Source organism: Pseudomonas sp. P867 (assembly GCF_019891455.1).
Classification (GTDB): Bacteria; Pseudomonadota; Gammaproteobacteria; order Pseudomonadales; family Pseudomonadaceae; genus Aquipseudomonas; species Aquipseudomonas synxantha_A.
In genome coordinates this window covers 336,605-354,556 of sequence record NZ_JAFLXB010000006.1, presented here as the reverse complement: position 1 = coordinate 354,556, position 17,952 = coordinate 336,605, and the positions used below count along the sequence as shown (strand labels likewise).

Annotated in this window: 18 protein-coding genes; 4 read left to right on the top strand and 14 right to left on the bottom strand. The window is 59.2% G+C overall.

From position 1 onward, the window contains the following. Positions 1-221: 221 nt before the first annotated feature. From msrQ to mrcB, 9 genes are all read right to left on the bottom strand, one after another. On the bottom strand, positions 222-842 hold the full coding sequence (gene msrQ / locus J1G33_RS14260) for a protein-methionine-sulfoxide reductase heme-binding subunit MsrQ (RefSeq protein ID WP_032879472.1): 621 nt from the start codon (positions 840-842) through the stop codon (positions 222-224). Then, the gene (msrP, locus tag J1G33_RS14255; RefSeq protein WP_032879471.1) at positions 842-1,855 is read right to left on the bottom strand and encodes a protein-methionine-sulfoxide reductase catalytic subunit MsrP; all 1,014 of its coding nucleotides are present in this window, start codon (positions 1,853-1,855) and stop codon (positions 842-844) included. Before msrP ends, msrQ begins: the two co-directional genes overlap by 1 nt. A 63-nt stretch (positions 1,856-1,918) precedes the next feature. Beyond that, positions 1,919-2,776 (bottom strand): CDP-diacylglycerol--serine O-phosphatidyltransferase, encoded by an 858-nt coding sequence (gene pssA / locus J1G33_RS14250; RefSeq protein ID WP_005791399.1) that lies wholly within the window; start codon positions 2,774-2,776, stop codon positions 1,919-1,921. Positions 2,777-2,921: 145 nt separating this feature from the next. Further along, positions 2,922-3,938, bottom strand: a complete 1,017-nt coding sequence (ilvC, locus tag J1G33_RS14245; protein WP_003194132.1) for a ketol-acid reductoisomerase — start codon at positions 3,936-3,938, stop codon at positions 2,922-2,924. A 47-nt stretch (positions 3,939-3,985) separates the two neighbouring features. Then, a complete protein-coding gene (gene ilvN / locus J1G33_RS14240) occupies positions 3,986-4,477 on the bottom strand; it encodes an acetolactate synthase small subunit (protein ID WP_003176102.1) in 492 nt (163 codons plus the stop codon). A 2-nt stretch (positions 4,478-4,479) separates the two neighbouring features. After that, positions 4,480-6,204 carry an acetolactate synthase 3 large subunit gene (locus J1G33_RS14235; RefSeq protein WP_005791407.1) on the bottom strand — a complete coding sequence of 575 codons (1,725 nt, stop codon included), beginning with the start codon at positions 6,202-6,204 and terminating at the stop codon, positions 4,480-4,482. A 431-nt stretch (positions 6,205-6,635) separates the two neighbouring features. Then, complete coding sequence (locus J1G33_RS14230) at positions 6,636-6,965, bottom strand: YqcC family protein (RefSeq protein ID WP_032879470.1); 330 nt, start codon at positions 6,963-6,965, stop codon at positions 6,636-6,638. Further along, on the bottom strand, positions 6,965-7,699 hold the full coding sequence (locus J1G33_RS14225) for a tetratricopeptide repeat protein (protein ID WP_005791411.1): 735 nt from the start codon (positions 7,697-7,699) through the stop codon (positions 6,965-6,967). Before J1G33_RS14225 ends, J1G33_RS14230 begins: the two co-directional genes overlap by 1 nt. Before the next feature lie 16 nt (positions 7,700-7,715). After that, entirely contained in the window at positions 7,716-10,040 is a 2,325-nt protein-coding gene (gene mrcB / locus J1G33_RS14220) for a penicillin-binding protein 1B (protein WP_223018246.1), read from the bottom strand. 118 nt (positions 10,041-10,158) lie between these two features. Here mrcB and J1G33_RS14215 point away from each other — a divergent pair, with 118 nt between their 5' ends. The 3 genes from J1G33_RS14215 to J1G33_RS14205 all read left to right on the top strand — a co-directional run bounded on the left by J1G33_RS14215 (position 10,159) and on the right by J1G33_RS14205 (position 12,625). Beyond that, positions 10,159-11,715: a bifunctional aminoglycoside phosphotransferase/ATP-binding protein gene (locus J1G33_RS14215; RefSeq protein ID WP_032879467.1), complete on the top strand. Its 1,557-nt coding sequence runs from the start codon at positions 10,159-10,161 to the stop codon at positions 11,713-11,715. Between the two features lie 90 nt (positions 11,716-11,805). Next, entirely contained in the window at positions 11,806-12,150 is a 345-nt protein-coding gene (locus J1G33_RS14210; RefSeq protein ID WP_032879466.1) for a pentapeptide repeat-containing protein, read from the top strand. Between the two features lie 202 nt (positions 12,151-12,352). Beyond that, the gene (locus J1G33_RS14205) at positions 12,353-12,625 is read left to right on the top strand and encodes a TfoX/Sxy family protein (protein ID WP_005791418.1); all 273 of its coding nucleotides are present in this window, start codon (positions 12,353-12,355) and stop codon (positions 12,623-12,625) included. Positions 12,626-12,868: 243 nt separating this feature from the next. On the opposite strand, the gene J1G33_RS14200 is transcribed toward J1G33_RS14205, so the two are convergent. The 3 genes from J1G33_RS14200 to J1G33_RS14190 are packed head-to-tail and all read right to left on the bottom strand — an operon-like array spanning position 12,869 to position 15,548. Beyond that, positions 12,869-13,636, bottom strand: a complete 768-nt coding sequence (locus J1G33_RS14200) for a heme ABC transporter ATP-binding protein (protein ID WP_032879465.1) — start codon at positions 13,634-13,636, stop codon at positions 12,869-12,871. Then, complete coding sequence (locus J1G33_RS14195; protein WP_177327434.1) at positions 13,636-14,619, bottom strand: iron ABC transporter permease; 984 nt, start codon at positions 14,617-14,619, stop codon at positions 13,636-13,638. The genes J1G33_RS14200 and J1G33_RS14195 overlap by 1 nt, the downstream gene beginning before the upstream one ends. 50 nt (positions 14,620-14,669) lie before the next feature. Beyond that, entirely contained in the window at positions 14,670-15,548 is an 879-nt protein-coding gene (locus J1G33_RS14190) for an ABC transporter substrate-binding protein (RefSeq protein ID WP_103734794.1), read from the bottom strand. Positions 15,549-15,704: 156 nt separating this feature from the next. Between J1G33_RS14190 and J1G33_RS14185 the strand changes: the two genes are divergently transcribed. After that, on the top strand, positions 15,705-16,022 hold the full coding sequence (locus J1G33_RS14185) for a Rieske (2Fe-2S) protein (protein WP_223018245.1): 318 nt from the start codon (positions 15,705-15,707) through the stop codon (positions 16,020-16,022). On the opposite strand, the gene sfsA is transcribed toward J1G33_RS14185, so the two are convergent. After that, complete coding sequence (sfsA, locus tag J1G33_RS14180) at positions 16,019-16,732, bottom strand: DNA/RNA nuclease SfsA (RefSeq protein WP_223018244.1); 714 nt, start codon at positions 16,730-16,732, stop codon at positions 16,019-16,021. The genes J1G33_RS14185 and sfsA overlap by 4 nt on opposite strands. Beyond that, the gene (locus J1G33_RS14175; RefSeq protein WP_223018243.1) at positions 16,732-17,904 is read right to left on the bottom strand and encodes a pyridoxal phosphate-dependent aminotransferase; all 1,173 of its coding nucleotides are present in this window, start codon (positions 17,902-17,904) and stop codon (positions 16,732-16,734) included. The genes sfsA and J1G33_RS14175 overlap by 1 nt, the downstream gene beginning before the upstream one ends. Positions 17,905-17,952 lie beyond the last annotated feature (48 nt).

Here is a 17,952-nt window from a genome sequence, read left to right as displayed (position 1 = left end):
CAACCACTTGCGCTTAAGATCTCTCCGAAGCGGGAGGCGAATTCTACAGCGTTACACGCTGCTGTCAACACCTCTTTTTCAACTTCCTTTTGGCTTCGATGAACTGAAGCAGCCTGCTGCCGAAAACTACGTAACTCATTGTTTACCAAGGAGTTTTCCGTTTCGACTGCGCCGGAAGTGGGGCGAATTATAGGCTTCCAGAATCTGCCGTCAAGGGTTAATTACACTTTTGTGGCAGAAGGTGTCTTTTTAGCAATAAGGCGAGGGATTCGGCGCATCACCGGTGGCACCCGCAACAAAAGAAGCAGTGCACCAATGGAAGCGTAGACAGCCCATTCCTTCAGATCAGCCCGAACTATCCAGAGCATGTGCAGCAAACCCAGGCCCAGGATCACATAGGTCAAGCGATGCAACTTCTTCCAGCGGCTACCCAATCGACGCTGGCTATAGCGGTTGGATGTGACAGCCAGCACCAATAGAGCCATAAACCCCAGCGCCCCCACAATTATGTAGGGCCGCTTGCGCAGTTCTACGCCGAGCTGCGACCAATCGAGCCCAAGGACGAACACGCAGTATGCCGCCAAATGCAGTACTACATAGGCGAAGCACCACAGCCCCAACTGCCGGCGTACCGCGATCCACCCTGCCCAACCGCTCAACTTCTGCAGCGGCGTCATCCCGAGCGTGATCAGCAGCAGGATCAACGTACCCAGCCCCAAGCGATCGACCAGCACTTTGCCCGGATCAGGCCCCAGGGCAAAACTCCATGCTTCATACAACCAGAGCAATGGCCAAACCGCCGCAGCTATAAAGACTCCAATGCGCCAGATTGGAAAGCGCATCAGTAGTTCTTCCGCAGATCGAGACCTGTATATAAAGACGCGACCTCATCCGCGTAGCCATTGAACATCTGCGTATCGCGCACGTTCGGGCTGAACAGGCCACTGGGTAGACGTCGCTCCCGCGCCTGGGTCCACCGCGGATGATCGACCGTAGGGTTCACATTTGCGTAGAACCCATACTCATCAGCCGCAATGCTCTGCCAGGTGGTTTTCGGCTGCTCGCTGACAAGGCTGATCCGCACGATGGATTTGACACTTTTGAAGCCGTACTTCCACGGCACCACCAAGCGCAACGGCGCACCATTCTGATTAGGCAGCTCGCGCCCATACATACCTACGGCGAGAATCGCCAGCGGGTTCATCGCTTCGTCCAGACGCAGCCCTTCTACATAAGGCCAGTCGATCAAGCCGAAACTGGAGCGCTGCCCAGGCATGCTCTTCGGGTCCTGGAGGGTTTCAAAACGGATGTACTTCGCTTTGGAGGTAGGTTCAACCTGCTTGAGCAAGGCCGAGATCGGGAAACCGATCCACGGAATCACCATCGACCAGGCTTCAACGCAGCGCAATCGATAGATCCGTTCTTCCAGCTCATAGGGTTTCATGAAGTCTTCCAAGGCATAACGCCCAGGCTTGGCCACTTCACCATCGATCACAACACTCCACGGCTCGGTCTTGAGCGCACCTGCATTCGCCGCCGGGTCGCCCTTGTCGGTACCGAACTCATAAAAATTGTTGTAGTGGGTTGCATCCTTGAACGGCGTGATCGCCTCGTCCTTGACCGTCACCGCCTGCCATTTCGTACCAGGAAGCTTCTCGGCAAACCAGTTGGGCGCCCTGCCCGCTTCGACATCGGCATAACGCGCCGCATCGCCCGCACTGGCCCAACGCGGCAAGCTACTGGCGGCAATACCGGCCAGCGCACCGCCGAGCAAACTGCGACGAGAGAAATAGAGGGATTCAGGCGTGACATCCGATTCATGGCAATCGGACGCTTTGGGTAGTTTGATTAACATGGCAACTCCGCAGCATTGGAGAACTGATGCACCAATAGACTGCGGAGTATGGGGGAAATTACATTAAGGCAATGTTTTGTCCCGGCGCAGATGCAGCAAATACTGAATCGGACCAGACGCGGCGTAAACCAGGAACGCCAGCAGCAGAATCCGCGGCGGATCACTGAACACCACTGCAAACACAAGCACCACCACAAGGATCGCCACGAAAGGCACGCGCCCTTTGAGGTCCAGCTCCTTGAAGCTGTTGTACTTGATATTGCTGACCATCAGCATCCCGGCCGCTGCAACCATCAACGCTACCAGGAACGACATCTTCGACCCCTGGATGCCGTAATCACTGAACGCCCAGACGATACCCGCCACGACGCCGGCGGCTGCCGGGCTGGCAAGCCCGATGAAGTAACGCTTGTCGGCAGTGCCCACCTGCGTATTGAAACGCGCCAGTCGCAACGCGGCACCGGCGACATAGATGAAGGCAACCATCCAGCCGACCTTGCCCATGTCACCCAATGCCCAAGCAAAAGCCAGCAGCGCAGGGGCGACACCAAAGGCAACCATGTCCGACAGCGAGTCGTACTCGGCGCCAAAAGCACTTTGGGTGTTGGTCATCCGCGCTACGCGCCCATCCAGGCCGTCGAGCACCATGGCCACGAAGATTGCGATGGCAGCAAAACCAAAGTACTTGCTGGCACTCGCCGCATCACCTGCCGCCAGCGCACTTTGGGCACTCATGGAGTTGATGATGGAATAAAAGCCGGCAAACAGGTTCGCCGTCGTAAACAGATTGGGCAGAAGATAGATGCCACGATGCCGGACCTTACGGCCTTCGGCGTCATGCCCTTCTTCGACATGTTCATCGATCGGCAGCATGCTTTCGGCGTCGGAAGCCTGGTTTGGCTCTTCGGGACGTTCGCTCATGGACTTTACCTTGCAACGGTGTGAAAAAAATTCGACAGATACTTGCGGCGAGTGTTCGCCCGCAAACGATGCAGCTTTATACCAGAACCGGCCCCTCAAACGAAAAAACGCGGCCTAAGCCGCGTTTTCCCTTGATGCGTACGACTTAGTTCTTGGCTTTGTCGACGATCTTGTTGGCACCGATCCACGGCATCATGGAGCGCAGTTGCTCGCCGATGACTTCGATACCGTGAGCGGCGTTGTTACGGCGCTTGGCGGTCATCGAAGGGTAGCCGGTAGCGCCTTCGCTGATGAACATTTTGGCGTATTCGCCGTCCTGAATACGTTTCAGGGCGTTGCGCATGGCCTGGCGGGACTCGGCGTTGATCACTTCCGGACCGGTCACGTACTCGCCGTACTCGGCGTTGTTGGAGATCGAGTAGTTCATGTTGGCGATACCGCCTTCGTACATGAGGTCAACGATCAGCTTCAGTTCGTGCAGGCATTCGAAGTAGGCCATTTCCGGCGCATAACCAGCTTCAACCAAGGTTTCGAAACCGGCCTTGACCAGCTCAACGGTACCGCCGCACAGAACGGCTTGCTCGCCGAACAGGTCGGTTTCGGTCTCGTCCTTGAACGTGGTTTCGATGATGCCGGTACGACCGCCACCGACGCCAGCAGCGTAGGACAGTGCAACGTTTTTGGCGTTGCCCGACGCGTCCTGGTAGATCGCGATCAGGTCAGGGATACCACCGCCTTTGACGAACTCGGAACGCACGGTGTGGCCCGGCGCTTTCGGCGCGATCATGATCACGTCGAGGTCAGCGCGCGGCACAACCTGGTTGTAGTGAATCGCGAAGCCGTGGGAGAAGGCCAGGGTGGCGCCCTTCTTGATGTTCGGCTCGATTTCGTTCTTGTACAGCGAGGACTGGAACTCGTCCGGGGTCAGGATCATGACCAGGTCGGCAGCCGCTACGGCGGAAGCAACGTCGGTCACTTTCAGGCCGTGGGCTTCAGCCTTGGCAACAGTAGCCGAACCTTTGCGCAGGCCAACGGTGACGTCCACGCCGGAATCTTTCAGGTTGCACGCTTGTGCGTGGCCCTGGGAACCGTAGCCGATGATGGCGACTTTCTTGCCCTGGATGATCGACAGGTCACAATCTTTATCGTAATAAACTTTCATGAGGTTCCTCTATATATCCAGGCCGTAAGGCCATTCGCTAATTTGGGTTAGATGCTGAGTACTTTGTCGCCACGGGCAATCCCGGTGACACCACTGCGTACGGTTTCCAGAATCGAGGCTGTCCCGATCGACTGGATGAAGCTGTCCAGCTTGTCGCTTGTACCGGTCAGTTGAACGGTATAAACGCTGGCGCTCACATCGACGATCTGCCCGCGATAAATATCGGTAGTGCGCTTGATCTCGGCACGCTGGGCACCCGTGGCCTTGACCTTGACGAGCATCAGTTCGCGCTCGATGTGGGCGCTTTCCGACAGGTCGACCAGCTTGACCACTTCGATCAGCTTGTTGAGGTTCTTGGTGATCTGCTCGATCACCTCATCGTGGCCAACAGTGGTCAACGTCAGGCGCGACAGGGTCGGGTCTTCGGTCGGCGCCACGGTCAGGCTTTCGATGTTGTAGTTGCGTTGCGAAAACAGGCCGACAACACGGGACAAGGCGCCGGGCTCGTTCTCCAGAAGCAGGGAGATAATATGCCGCATGATTAAGTACGCTCCGTCTTGTTCAGCCACATGTCGCGCATGGAGCCGTCTTTGATTTGCATCGGATAGACGTGCTCGCTGGTATCGACCTGAATATCGATGAACACCAGGCGGTCTTTCATGGCGAACGCTTCTTCCATCTTCGGCTTCAGATCTTTCAAATCAGTGATGCGAATGCCGACGTGGCCATAGGCTTCAACCAACTTGATGAAATCCGGCAACGATTCCATGTAGGAGTGGGAGTGACGGCTACCGTAGCTCATGTCCTGCCATTGACGAACCATGCCGAGCACGCCGTTGTTCAAGCAGACGATCTTCACTGGAAGACCATATTGCAGGCACGTCGACAGCTCCTGGATGTTCATCTGGATGCTGCCTTCGCCGGTGACGCAGGCAACGTCGGCATCCGGGAAGCTCAGTTTCACACCCATGGCCGCAGGGAAACCAAAGCCCATCGTGCCCAGGCCACCGGAGTTGATCCAGCGGTTAGGCTTGTCGAACTTGTAGTACTGCGCCGCGAACATCTGGTGCTGGCCCACGTCGGAGGTTACAAAGGCGTCGCCCTTGGTCACTTCGCACAGGGTTTCGATCACGGTTTGTGGCTTGATGATGCTGCCGTCGCCCTTGTCATAAGGGAACAGGCCGCGATCACCACGCCATTCGTCAATCTGCTTCCACCAGCTGGCAACGGACTCCTTGTTCGGTGCCTCGCCGATGTCCTTGAGCGCTGCGACCATTTCGGTCAACACGCTCTCCACCGGCCCCACGATCGGCACATCGGCCTTGATGGTCTTGGAGATGGACGCCGGGTCGATGTCGATATGGATGATCTTGGCATTCGGGCAGAACTTGCTCGCACCATTGATCACACGGTCATCGAACCGCGCGCCCACGGCCAGGATCACGTCAGCGTGGTGCATGGTCAGGTTGGCGGTGTAGCTGCCGTGCATACCGAGCATACCGACGAACTGGCGGTCCGTACCCGGGAATGCGCCGAGGCCCATCAGGGTGTTGGTCACCGGCAGGTTGAGCAGCTTGGCCAGTTCGGTCAGCGGAGCGGAACCGCCGCCCAGAATCACGCCACCGCCGGAGTACAACACGGGGCGTTTGGCTGCCAGGAGCATTTCTGCCGCCTTGCGGATTTGCCCCGAGTGCCCGCGGACGGCCGGGCTGTAGGAACGCAGCTTGGCTTTCTTGGGGAAGATGTATTCGAATTTTTCGGCCGGGTTGGTCATGTCTTTCGGGATATCCACCACCACAGGGCCCGGACGACCGGACTGTGCGAGGTAGAACGCCTTCTTCATGACTTCCGGGATTTCCGACGCGTGCTTGATCATGAAGCTGTGTTTCACGATCGGGCGGGAAATACCGATCATGTCGGTTTCCTGGAAAGCGTCGGTGCCGACCATGGTGCTTGGCACCTGGCCAGAAATGATCACCATCGGGATGGAGTCCATATACGCAGTCGCAATACCGGTAATGGCATTGGTTGCGCCTGGGCCAGACGTTACCAGTACCACGCCGGCTTTACCGGTGGCACGGGCGTAACCGTCAGCCATATGGGTCGCGGCCTGTTCGTGGCGAACCAGGATGTGGGTAACAGCCGGTTCCTTGAACAGTGCGTCGTAGACATGCAGCAGAGCACCACCTGGGTACCCGTAGATATAGTCGACGCCTTCGTCACGCAAAAAGCGGACGAGCATCTCACCGCCAGATAAAAGCTCCACGTTGTTCACCTCTAAAACGCCAGAATACCGTCCGTTAAAAACCGACGGGTCTTAATAGGTTTACTTCTCAACAGAGCATGAGCGACGGTGGTCGCCGACTACGTCAGCACTGACTGAGCAAGTATTGGGATCGTCCCAAGTGTTGCGGGCTTTTCCCACCCAGCGCGAGGTAACGCGTTGCGGGTGTTACAGGTCGGCGCGGGTGTGCGCCTCATGATCTGCTGAGCGGGCCTGCTTCTGGCAGTCCCGATACAGCGGACTTTGGATTCTTCTGTTTCAGGCCCTTCAAGTCAAGCAATAATTGCGCTTTTTTCCAACTAAGCGCATGAGAACGTAGAAGAAAGGGCTTTGAGGAGGGATAAAACTCGCCTGAATGTCGTCAAGCGGTAGAAATGTGCGCAAGACTGCCGGAAAACCCGGCAGTCAGGCAATTAACGAGCGTCGACGATCAATTGATCGAACTTTTTCAGCGCGTTACGCAAGCCGAGGCTCTCCCGCGGTCGGTCGGCATAGACCATCTCGGCCATTTCCAGGATCCCCGATGCATTCGGCAAGGGCAGGTCCTGTTCAAGGATCTGCTTCATGCGTACCAGGAAGATCCATTGCAGCCACTGGTGGAAGTCCAGGGTATCGACTGAAAAGGGTTCGACACTGCTGAGCGCTTCAGCACCGGGGGACTCTTCATCCCACCAGCCCTGCACGCGCAGTTCTCGCTCGATCAGCAATAGCTGTTCGGCGATCGCTGGGAAACGTGCATCCATCAGAGGCTGACCTTGGCTTTCTGTCGCGCCTGGGCGGCACCCGCTGCATCGCCCTGGGCGGCACGCGCATCACCGATCAAGGCCCAAAGGCTGGCTTGCAGGTCTGGGCGGCCATTGGCCAGGCTCAGGCCACGGCGAGCGAATTGCTCCGCCTGGGGCGCATCGCCCTGGGCCATGCGCACCTGGGCCAGGCGATACAGCACTTGTGGCTCACGCGGCGCCACGCGCTGGGCACGTTCAAGGCTCGACGAGGCGCCATTCAAATCGCCACCCGCCTGCTGCTGCTGAGCGGTGGTGAGCAGCGCCAGCACCGGGCCATCGAGTTGTTCGTCAGCCGACAACCCGCCCGCATTGGACGATGACGGAATACCGCTCGGCGTCGAAGGCATGTTGTAGGTGCCCTGGTTGACCGGCGCGGTTTGAATCGGCGTGGCGTTAACCGGCCCGGAAGTGCTAGGGCCTGGGGTCCATGGCTCGGCGCTGATAGGCGCCGAGGTTGCAGCACCACTGCCAGGCACCATCACCACGACGCCGGAGTCCTGGGGAATTGCCTGGGTTGCAGCCTGGGCAGGCCGCTTGACTACCGTCTGACGGAAGCCGCCATTGGCCGAAATGCGGTCGTTATTGGAGACGGACGTGCTTGAGTCCACCACAGGGATGGAGCCGCGCTGCACGCTGGAGCAACCGCCGAGCAAAGCCAGAGCCGTAATTGCTGGAATCCACAACTTGTTCACTTGAAACCCTCTTTGCTTAATTCATCCAGCCCTTGACCCAATCCATCACCGAATCCGCGTCAGCAGGGGCAATGCCACCGCACGCAGGGCCGGGTGGTGGTTCGCTGCCGCGAATATACGGCATCTGCACCGCCCCCGGACAGTTGGCATCAGAGCCCTGGCCGGTGTGCGGATCAATCCAGGCCTGCACGATATTGTCCGGCTGGGGCATGTTGAGCGGCAACGGGTCAGCCTTGCGCATGAAACTGGTCCATACCTGCAGCGCGCCGGTCGCACCGGTGAACGGCGTCTTGCCGTTATCGTCACGCCCCAGCCACACCACGGCCAATACATCCTGGCCGAAACCCGCAAACCAGCTGTCACGCGAGTCGTTACTGGTACCGGTCTTGCCCGCCAGCGTCAGGTTCGACGGCAGCACGCTGTACACCGAGCGCCCTGTACCCTCACGCATCACACGCTGCATGGCGTTCTGGATCAGGTAGATAGAGCCCGCGTCAAAACGCTGCTGGATCTGGAACGGGTAGCGCTTGAGCGGTTCGCCTTCGGCGGTCAGCACACTGCGGATCCCGCGCATCGGTGTATTGAAGCCACCGTTGGCGAGGGTCTGGTACATGGTCGCCACTTCCATCGGGGTCATGGCCGCAGCGCCCAGAAGCATGGACGGGAATGCCGGGAACTCACGCTCCACCCCCAGTCGCGCGATGGTTTTCAGGACATTTGGCACGCCGACCTCAAGCCCCAGGCGCGAGGTGGAAATATTGTAGGAATGCGCCAGCCCCTGATACAGGAACACCGTGCCGTGGGAACGGCGATCGAAGTTCTTCGGCGTCCATACCTGGCCATTCGCGCCTTTGACCGACAACGGGTCATCCGACAGCCAACTGGTCAGCGTGTACTTGCTGGGTTTTTCCAACGCACTCAAGTAGACCGCAGGCTTGACCAGCGAGCCAATCGGCCGCACGGCGTCCAGTGCGCGGTTGAAGCCGGCGAAACTGGCCTGGCGGCTGCCGATCATGGCCTGGACTTCACCGGTTTCCGGGTTGGTCACGACCATGGCGGCTTCGACTTCATCCGAGCCTTTACGGCCGGTCAGGCGTTTGAAGGTGTCGTTGACGGACGCTTCGGCCTTCATCTGCAGGATCGGGTCGAAGCTGGTGAAAATCCGCAAGCCCTCTTCGGTCAAGTCTTCGTCGCGGTAGTCTTCACGCAACTGGCGCTTGACCAGATCGATAAAGCCGGGGAACGAGCTATCGGCCAACTTGCCGCGAGTGGTCACACCCAACGGCATTTTCTTCGCGGCGGCCACTTGTTCAGCCGTCGCGACACCCTGCTGCTCCAATACATCGAGTACCAGATTGCGACGTTCGAGCGCACGCTCCGGGTTGCGACGCGGATTGTAATAGGACGGCCCCTTGACCATGCCCACCAGCAGCGCGACCTGATGCAACTTCAACTCGGATAACGGTTGCCCAAAGAAGAACTGGCTGGCCAAACCGAAACCGTGCACCGCGCGCTGGCCATCCTGACCGACGAATACCTCGTTGAGGTACGCCTCAAGGATTTCCTGCTTGCTGTAATGCAGCTCCAGCAACATCGCCATCATGGCTTCGGTGAGTTTACGGGTGAGGCTGCGCTCGTTGGTCAGGTAGAAGTTCTTGACCAATTGTTGCGTGAGCGTACTGCCGCCCTGGGTCATCTTGCCACCGGAGGTGTTGACCCAGACAGCGCGGGCAATCGACTTCGGCGAGACGCCCCAATGGCTGTAGAAATCGCGGTCTTCGACCGCCACCAGGGTTTCCAGCAAATAAGGCGGTACCTGATCAAGCTTGATCAGGATGCGATCTTCTAGGTTTTTCGGATAAATACCGCCAATCATCAACGGTTCCAGGCGCACTACCGGCAGCTTGGAGCCATTGAGCGAGGACAGTTCAGCCACATAATCGCCGGAGAAACGCACGCGTACCGGCTGAGCTTTTTCCAGGCCTTCGTAGAACTGGAACCCACGGGTGTTCAGGTCGACGGTGTTGCCGCTGACGGCTGCGGCGCCGGGGCCATTGCTCACAGGTTCGCGGCGATAGCCCAGTGCGTCGAGCTCGGTAAGGAAGTCCTCCTTGCTCAGCTTCTGCCCGGAGAACAGTTCCAGCGGGCGTGCATACACCTTGGCCGGAATCGTCCAGCGCTTGCCAGAGAATTTTTCCTGCACCACGGCATCGAGGTACACCGCAAAGCCGGCGACCACCACAAGGCCAACCAGGCCCAGCTTGAGCGCCCAGCCCAACCAGGGGCGCAAGCTGCGGGAAGGAGGTTTTTTACGGGAACGGGGAGATCGGGTTCGAGTCATGGCGGCGGATTATACGCACTTTATTGATGATCAACATGAGCCGGACAGCGGTTTGCACGACTGGCATCAGCAGCCATAATGGCCACGATGATTTCTCCCAGACTTTGAAGGATCGCCCGTGAGCCAGTCCCTGATCGCTGCCCTGCAAAACCCGGCTTTATACCCTCATCCGGTTGAAGCATTTCAAGTCATCGAGACCCATATTTCCTGGGTGGTTCTGACAGGTCCCTATGCTTACAAATTGAAGAAACCGATGAACTTCGGATTTCTGGATTTCACCGATCTGGAAAAACGTGGCCACTTCTGCAATGAGGAGCTGCGTCTCAACCAGCGCTTGACCAAAGATTTGTATCTTGAAGTGTTGCCGATTACCGGCACTGCCGACGCGCCGCAGTTGGGCGGCGACGGCCCGGTCATCGAGTACGCACTGAAAATGCGCCAGTTCCCGCAAAGCCAGATGCTCAGCACCCTGCAAGCCAACAGCGAACTGACCAACGCCCACATCGACGAGATGGCCAGTCAGATTGCGCACTTTCACCTCACTGCCCCCAAGGTCCCGCAAGAGCACCCGGCCGGCACGCCGGATGAAGTCATGGCGCCGGTACGCCAGAACTTCGACCAGATTCGCCCATTCCTCAGCGACAAAGCTGACCTGACTCAACTTGAGGCCCTGCAAGCCTGGGCCGAAAGCAGCTTCGAGCGCCTCAAGCCGCTGCTTGAACAACGCAAGCTCGATGGTTTCACTCGCGAATGCCACGGTGACATCCACCTGGGCAACGCCACCCTGATTGACGGCCACGTCGTGATCTTCGACTGCATCGAGTTCAACGAGCCTTTCCGCTTTACCGATGTGTACGCCGATACCGCCTTCCTCGCCATGGACCTTGAAGACCGTGGGCTCAAGTCTCTGGCGCGCCGCTTCATCAGCCAGTACCTGGAACTGACCGGCGACTATCAAGGCCTGGAAGTGCTGAATTTCTATAAAGCCTACCGTGCGCTGGTACGTGCAAAGGTTGCGCTGTTCAGCATGCCGAGCGAGGCAAGCCCGGTGCAGCGCGCCACTACCCTGCGCCAGTACCGCAACTACGCCAACCTGGCGGAAAGCTACAGCACCATTCCGTCGCGCTTTCTGGCAATCACCCATGGTGTTTCAGCGGTAGGCAAGAGCCATGTTGCCATGCGCCTGGTCGAGGCCCTGGGCGCCGTACGCCTGCGTTCGGATGTGGAGCGCAAGCGTCTGTTTGGCGAGCAGCAGGTCGAAAACGCGCCACAGGCCGGCATCTACAATCAGGACGCCAGCATTGCCACCTATACACGCTTGAACGAAATTGCCGAGACCGTACTACGCGCAGGTTACCCGGTGGTGCTGGATGCGACCTTCTTGAAACGCGCTCAACGTGATGCGGCAGCCCAGATCGCCGAAGCCACCGGCGCGCCATTCCTGATCCTCGATTGCAACGCACCTCAAGCGGTTATCAGCAGTTGGCTGGCACAACGTCAGGCGGATCAAAACGATCCGTCCGACGCAACGCTGAGCGTTATCCAAGAGCAGCAAGCCAGTCGTGAGCCGTTGACGGCGCAAGAGCTGTTGCTGAGCAAGCGCGTGGAAACCAATGAAAGCGGAACGCTGGATGCGTTGGTCGCGCATATTCGCCAGCGCCTCCCGGGCTTGTAAGCAATATTTCCTGGTCGTGTCGCCCACATGGCGCACGACCCGGCAATATAGCCACTATAATGACATCACCACCTAACAGGAGTCGCTATCGTGAGTCAGCCCAAGCTTCTTGATACCCCGCTTTATGCGCTCCTGCACAAGGATGACATCCGCGGCTTCAACCAGCAGCGCCCTCAAGACGGCACCATCGATATGCGCGGTGGCGACTTCCGAGGGCTGGACCTGCGAGATCTGAACGCCGCAGGCGTTGACTTCACCGACGCCTATTTTCGCTCTGCCGACTTGCGCGGCCTGGATTTACGCGACTGCTCGATGGAAGGCGCGAGCCTGGCCCACGCGCAGATTTCCGGCACTTACTTCCCACCCGAGCTCACGGCTGACGAGATCCTGATGTCAGTCAACTTCGGCACTCGCCTACGCTACCGCACCAAGTAATCCACCTTCTGAACCCCGGCTTCGCCTCAAGCGTGCCGGGCGTTTCACGCCTGCCCGTCAGCTAAAGCATCGCCACATTCTTATAAGCTTTTCAGCCGTTCCTGCCCAAAGAACTGCGTTTTTCCTACTGAGCGCTACACTCATTTTCAGGCTGCCTGGTCACGATACCCACCGCACCATTCGGCCGTCGCAAGGAGGCTTGATGAACGATGAGCTGCAACACCTGAAAAACCTCGGCAAGACATCAGCGCAGTGGCTGCATGCGGTGGGTATCCACAGCGCGTCTGACTTGCGCCGCCTGGGCGCGGTCGATGCTTACCGAGCCGTACGGACTCGCGGCTTCCGAGCTTCGAAAGTTCTGCTGTACGCCATTGAAGGCGCATTGATGGATGTGCACTGGAACGACCTCCCCTCTGAACGCAAGGAGGCGCTGAACCGCCAGTTGGATGCCCTGTCAGCGCGGCAGAAAAACTAGATCGGCCCTCAAGCCCAATGTTTACAGGCATTACAAACGAGCGTTTGAGAAAAACTGGATGAGCAGATAAAACAATAGTTGACTCTCAAATGAGAATCGTTATGATTATCACAACTGGTCGCGAGATCAGCCGATAACTGAAAGACCATTGGTTCGGACTCTCAGATTATCTCCTCATCAGGCTAATCACGGTTATTTGACCCGGCTCTTGCCGGGTCTTTTTTTGCCTGCAAATTACTGACTTCAGCGCGCAATGATCAGCGGATGCCCCCGCTCCGGATGCGGTTGTACCAGCACATCCAGACCAAATACAGCCTTGAGTGGCTCAGGTTGCAGGACTGTTGCGGGCCTATCCAGAGCATGGGGGCGCCCGCCTTCCAGCAGCAGGATCCGGTCGCAGTAACGCGCCGCGAGGTTCAAGTCATGCAGGATCACCAGCACCGCAGCCCCCTTGTCGGCAAAGCTGCGAATCGCCTGCAAGGTGGTGTGCTGGTGCAGGGGATCAAGCATCGACGTTGGCTCGTCCAACAACAACGTTTGCCCCGCCTCACCTGGCCATAACTGCGCCAACACCCGCGCCAAGTGCACCCTTTGTCGCTCGCCGCCCGACAAGGCCAGGTAGCTGCGGCCACTCAGGTGGCCCACGTCGGCCGCGTGCAGCGCCGCGCGGATGATTTGATCGTCGCGCACTCGCCCGGCCTGATGAGGCAAGCGCCCCATGCCCACCACCTCTTCGACACGAAAGGCGAAGTCCAGGGTGGACGTCTGTGGCAACACCGCCAGACGCTGGGCACGTTGCGCCCCTCCCAGACTCTTCAATTCTTGCTGGTCCAACCAGATCTTGCCCTCATCAGGCGACAACTCCCCGCACAGCGCTCCGAGCAAGGTACTTTTGCCCGCACCATTGGGCCCCAGCACGCCCAGCACTTCGCCCGGCAGCAGGTCCAAGGTGACATCGGACAACACGGTTTTACCACCGCGCCGAATCTGCAACGCTTCTACCCGCAGCATCAGGCGCGCCCTCGTAACAATAAATAGAGGAAAAATGGCGCACCGATAAATGCAGTGACAATACCGATCGGCAGTTCCGCCGGCGCCAACGCCAAGCGCGCCACCAGGTCGGCAAACAACAGCAGGCTCGCGCCCGCCAGCACTGACGCCGGCAACAGCACCCGATGATCCGGCCCCGCCAGCAGCCGCACCAGATGTGGCACCACCAAACCGACAAAACCAATCATGCCCGCAGCCGCCACGGCTGCGCCAACGCCCAGGGCCGTGCAGAACACCAACTCGCGCTTGAGCCCCTCAACATCAATGCCCAGATGATTGGCCTCCGACTCACCCAGCAGCAATGCGTTCAGCGCTTTCGCCCGGCGCGGCAACCACAGCGCCACGCCCGCGCTTACCAACAGCAAGGGCCACAACCGCGAATAGCTCGCGCCATTGAGGCTGCCCAGGTTCCAGAACGTCAGGGTGCGCAAGGTGGCATCGTCGGCCAGATAGGTAAACAGCCCCACCGTTGAGCTGGCTAGTGCCGTCAGCGCGATACCGGCAAGCAGCATCGTCGCGACATTGGTCTGGCCATTGCGACGCCCCAACCGGTAGACCAGTGCGGTAACGCCCAGCCCCCCCAGAAATGCGCACAGCGACAACAAATAGGGACCGAACGCATCCGGCAGCCCACCGAAGAACGAACCGCCGACAATCGCCACCGCTGCCCCCAACGCCGCACCGCTGGACACACCCACCAACCCAGGATCGGCCAGCGGGTTGCGAAACAACCCCTGCATCGCCACGCCCGACAACGCAAGGACACCGCCGACGGCCAGCCCCAAGAGGGTCCGCGGCAGGCGAATCTGCCCCAGAATCAATTCAGCCTGCTCCAACCCCGCCGCCTCAATCGGCACGCCCAATAGCCTTAACGCGGCTCTGAGCGTATCAATCAACGGCAAGCTGACCGGTCCGAGGGCCAATGAAAGCCAGATCGCCAACACACACAGCAGCGACAGGCCAATAAACAGTGTCTTGGGCTTAAGCAGAGTGGTCATGGAGCCGATTTAGCCTGGGACGGATAAAAACCAGCGGACAGTTTCACCAGGTTTTCTGGCAATCGCGGCCCCAGGCCACCCACCAGCAAGGTCGGATCCAGTTCAAACACTCGCCCACGCTTGGCTGCCGGTGTCGACGCGAGAATCGGGTTTTCCTTGAACAAGGCAGCGCGCGCCGCATCACCGGTCAGCGCGCGATCGGCAAACACCAGCACATCAGGACTCAACCCCGCCAAAGACTCGACTGAAAAGGGCTTATAGCCCGAGTGCGTGGCCAGGTTACGTCCGCCCGCCTGCTGCAATATCCAATCGGCGGCCGTGTCCTTGCCCGCGATCAGCGGCTTGCCACCGGCATGGCCCAGCAACAACAGCACGCCCGGAGCCTTTTGCGCCGCCTGGGCCTTGGTCACCCAGCTTTTTTGCTGCTCCAGCGCCTGCCCGTATTTGGCAAACAGTGCGTCTGCCCGGGTCTCACTGCCCAGCAGTTTTCCCAAGTGTTCAAGGTTGCCCTTCAATGTCGGCAAATCCGGCTGGGCCGAAAACATCTCGACCTGCACGCCGGCATTGCGAATCTGCGCCAGTACCGGCGGCGGCCCCATTTCCTCAGTGCCCACAAGGATTTGCGGGCGCAGGCTGAGAATGCCTTCAGCCGACAGCTGCCGCTGGTAGCCAATGCTCGGCAACGCCTTGAGCGACTGCGGATGCTGGCTGGTGGTGTCGACCCCGACCAATTTCGATTCGCCGCCTAAAGCCGTCACCCATTCCGATAGCGCCCCTCCAGCACTGACCCAGCGTTGTGGCAGTTCAGAGGCGTGTGCCCCGTGGTTGACCAGTAATGAGGCAACAAGCGCAATAGCGCTGGTACTCAGGCGCATAACAGGGTTTCCTTCCTAGAGCAGGGCCATTCAGGCACTCATCAATGTGACAGAACATTGCTGCCGGACATCGTATTAAGCACCCAGTCAGCTGACGGGCGAAGCGGCCATTTGATAATTGTTTGCATTTGAACGTCAAGGCACTTAAGGATTGAAATGAAGTTTCTCTGCCCCTCAAGCGACCTCGCACCCAACAGCAGCCGCGGTTTTGATATCGATGGCCATAAACTGCTGGCCGTGCGCCGAGACGGCATTGCCTACTTTTATCGCAACCGCTGCCCCCATCGCGGCGTCCCGCTGGAATGGCAGCCCGACCGCTTCCTCGACGCCAGCGCCAGCCTGATCCAATGCGCCACCCATGGCGCCCTATTCCTGATCGAGAGCGGCGAGTGCATCGCCGGCCCGTGCGCAGGCCAGAGTCTCACCGCCCTGCCCGGCCATGAGGATGAACAAGGCTTGTGGGTAGAACTCTAGTCGCCCAACAACACCTTCAGTCGACGCTCGACATACATCTCTTGCGGCGTAACCCGCACGCCGTACGCCAGCACCTCCACACCCGCGGCCTTGGCCTCGCGTAACGCCGCAGCGTAACCGGCGTCAATTTCCACCGCTGGGCGAACCGCATCGATGCCCGACAAATTCACGCAATACAACTGCACCGCCCGCACACCTTCACGCGCCAGGTGAGCCAGTTCGCGCAAGTGCTTGGCGCCGCGCTGCGTCACTGCATCAGGAAAAGCCGCCACCGAGGTTGCGTCAAAACCCAGGGTGACGCTTTTGACCTCCACGAAGGCGGCGCCCTGTGGGTAATCCAGGCGGAAGTCAATGCGGCTCTTCTCCTGACCGTAAGGCACTTCACGCTTTAGCGCCGTAAAGCCATTGAGTTCAGTGATCACGCCAGCCAGCAGCGCCTCTTCAACCAGCTGATTGGCTCGCGCGGTGTTGACGCACGCCAGCCGGCCCTGAGGCGTTTCGGCAATTTCCCAGGTGCCTGGCAACTTGCGCTTGGGGTCCGAGGCCCGGCTGAACCAGACCTGGCCACCTTCGACCATGCAATTGAGCATCGAGCCGGTGTTCGGGCAATGGATGGTGAGCAACTCGCCGGTAACGGTTTCGATATCGGTGAGAAAACGCTTGTAGCGGCGGATCAGCCGCCCTTCTTCAAGAGGAGGATAAAAGCGCATCAGCCTTGCCAGCTCCGCAGGCCACGAGCGATGCGCTCCACCGCTTCTTGCAGCCGGTCAATATTTTGCGTGTAGGCAAAACGCACATGGTGGCCCGCTTGATAACGACCGAAATCCAGCCCGGGTGTAAAAGCCACGTGCTCGGTCTCCAGAAAGTGACGGCAGAACGCGAAGGCATCGCCGCCGAACGCGCTGATATCGGCATACAAATAAAACGCCCCTTCCGGCTCCACGGCGATACTGAATCCAAGCTCGCGCAGCGCCGGCAGCAGAAAGTCACGACGCCGGCCGAATTCGGCGCGGCGCTCTTCAAGAATGCTCAGGGTCTGCGGGGTAAAACAGGCCAAGGCAGCGTACTGGGCCATGCTCGGCGCACTGATGTAGAGGTTCTGCGCCAGTTTTTCCAATTCGCTGATCGCAGCAGGAGGCGCTATCAGCCAACCGAGGCGCCATCCGGTCATGCCGAAATACTTCGAAAAACTATTCAAGACGAAGGCGTCATCGTCGACTTCCAGCACGCTGGCGGCATCGGTGCCGTAGGTGAGGCCGTGGTAGATCTCGTCCACTACCAAGTGGCCGTTACGCGCTTTGACTGCACTCGACAAGCCTGCCAGTTCGTCCCTCGTGAGGACTGTGCCGGTAGGGTTGGCCGGTGACGCAACCAGCGCGCCCACGCTGTCCTGGTCCCAATGCCTGGCGACCAGATCGGCGGTCAACTGATAGCGGACCTCAGGCCCCACCGGCACCAATTGCGCCGCGCCCTCTACCAGCCGCAGAAAGTGTCGATTGCAGGGGTAGCCTGGATCAGCCAGCAGCCAGTGCTTGCCAGGGTCGACCAGCAAGCTGCTGGCCAACAGCAACGCGCCGGAGCCACCGGGCGTAATCAAGATACGCTCGGGATCGACACTCAAGCCGTAGCGCTGCTGGTAAAACCCGCTGATGGCCTCGCGCAACTCGGGCACCCCACGGGCCGCCGTGTAGCGCGTCTTGCCGTTGGCCAGCGCAGCCTGGCCGGCCTGGATGATCGGCTCGGCGGTGGTAAAGTCCGGTTCGCCGATTTCCAGATGGATCACGTCGTGGCCGGCAGCCTGCAGCTCATTGGCGCGTGCCAGCAACGCCATGACATGAAAAGGTTCGATGGCGCGACTGCGCGCACTGTAGGGCTGAGCCATTAGCCTTCCTTAACGGTGAGGACAAAATCAGGATTCTACCGAACCCTC

Bases quoted from the DNA above. Each gene is read 5' to 3' on its own strand.
- msrQ (WP_032879472.1), bottom strand. From the start codon at position 842: ATGCGCTTTCCAATCTGGCGCATTGGAGTCTTTATAGCTGCGGCGGTT.
- ilvC (WP_003194132.1), bottom strand. From the start codon at position 3,938: ATGAAAGTTTATTACGATAAAGATTGTGACCTGTCGATCATCCAGGGC.
- J1G33_RS14190 (WP_103734794.1), bottom strand. From the start codon at position 15,548: ATGCGCCTGAGTACCAGCGCTATTGCGCTTGTTGCCTCATTACTGGTC.
- J1G33_RS14200 (WP_032879465.1), bottom strand. From the start codon at position 13,636: ATGCTGCGGGTAGAAGCGTTGCAGATTCGGCGCGGTGGTAAAACCGTG.
- J1G33_RS14175 (WP_223018243.1), bottom strand. From the start codon at position 17,904: ATGGCTCAGCCCTACAGTGCGCGCAGTCGCGCCATCGAACCTTTTCAT.
- mrcB (WP_223018246.1), bottom strand. From the start codon at position 10,040: ATGACTCGAACCCGATCTCCCCGTTCCCGTAAAAAACCTCCTTCCCGC.
- msrP (WP_032879471.1), bottom strand. From the start codon at position 1,855: ATGTTAATCAAACTACCCAAAGCGTCCGATTGCCATGAATCGGATGTC.
- sfsA (WP_223018244.1), bottom strand. From the start codon at position 16,732: ATGCGCTTTTATCCTCCTCTTGAAGAAGGGCGGCTGATCCGCCGCTAC.
- J1G33_RS14185 (WP_223018245.1), top strand. From the start codon at position 15,705: ATGAAGTTTCTCTGCCCCTCAAGCGACCTCGCACCCAACAGCAGCCGC.
- J1G33_RS14230 (WP_032879470.1), bottom strand. From the start codon at position 6,965: ATGGATGCACGTTTCCCAGCGATCGCCGAACAGCTATTGCTGATCGAG.
- ilvN (WP_003176102.1), bottom strand. From the start codon at position 4,477: ATGCGGCATATTATCTCCCTGCTTCTGGAGAACGAGCCCGGCGCCTTG.
- J1G33_RS14205 (WP_005791418.1), top strand. From the start codon at position 12,353: ATGAACGATGAGCTGCAACACCTGAAAAACCTCGGCAAGACATCAGCG.
- pssA (WP_005791399.1), bottom strand. From the start codon at position 2,776: ATGAGCGAACGTCCCGAAGAGCCAAACCAGGCTTCCGACGCCGAAAGC.